The following is a 983-nucleotide window of genomic DNA, read 5'->3' as shown; positions in this document are numbered from 1 at the left end:
GGCGTTCGGCAGGCTGCGCACCGTGGCCCTGAGCTGGCGCAGCGCCTCCGCCGACAGCAGGCCCTCGCCCGCCGTCTCGTTCATCCCATCCGTCGCCATGCCCGATCAGCGCTCGCGGAAGGCGCTGGAGGTCGCGGCGTAGAGCGGCTTCAGCAGGTATTGCAGCACGGTCTTGCGGCCTGTGGTGATCTCGGCCGAGACGGTCATCCCGGGCGCGAGGCGGGCGAGGTCCGGGTTCTTCCCGACATGATCCTGCGCGAGCGCGATGCGCGCGCGCCAATGCGGTTGCTTCTGCTCGTCGAGGAAGGCGCCGGCGGAGATGCGCTCGATGCGGCCGGCCACGGTGCCGAAGCGGGAGAAGTCGAAGGCCTGCACCTTCACGGTCACGTCCTGGCCGATCTCGACGAAGCCGATGTCGCGCGGCCCGATCCGCGCCTCCACCAGGAGCGTGGCATCGGCGGGCAGGATCTCCGCCACCAACGCGCCCGGAGCCAGCACGGTGCCCGCACGCGTCACCGCCAGGCCGCGCACCACGCCGGCGCTCGGCGCGCGCAGCAGCACGCGCTCCGCGCGGTCCTCCAGCCGCAAGATCGCGGCTTCGGCCTCGGCGATCTCCTGCGCGATGCGCGCCGCCTCGGTGCGCGTCTCGTCGAGCGCGGTGGAGGCGAGCTCCGCCAGCCGCGCCTCGGCCTCGGCCAAGCTGCGCCCCGCCGTCGCGGCCTGCCCCGTCCCGCGCTCCTGCTCGGCCTCGGCGCCGAGCAGCAGGCGGGTCGCTTCCAGCACCGCGATGCGCGTGGTCAGCCCGTCGCGCGCCAGCGCCTGGCGCGTCGCGAGCTCGTCGCGGAACATCAGCACCTGCCGCTCCAGCGCGGCGGCCTGCGCGGTCAGGGTCGCGATCTCCCCGCGGCGCTGCGCGACCTGCTCGGCGAGCGTGGCGCGCCCCGCCCCCCGCGCGGCGCGGCGGCGGGGCCGCCCCCCCGCCC

At 75.9% G+C, this 983-nt stretch carries 1 protein-coding gene; it reads right to left on the bottom strand.

Annotation, left to right across the window (positions count from 1 at the left end):
* Positions 1–105 precede the first annotated feature (105 nt).
* The coding region (locus AC1MIR_RS15520) for an HlyD family type I secretion periplasmic adaptor subunit (RefSeq protein ID WP_480029094.1) at positions 106–983 on the bottom strand (878 nt) is incomplete at its 5' end.

The organism is Falsiroseomonas sp. RANM36 (assembly GCF_056682175.1).
The sequence above is the reverse complement of the archived record's forward strand: the minus strand, read 5'-3'. Positions and strand labels throughout refer to the sequence as shown.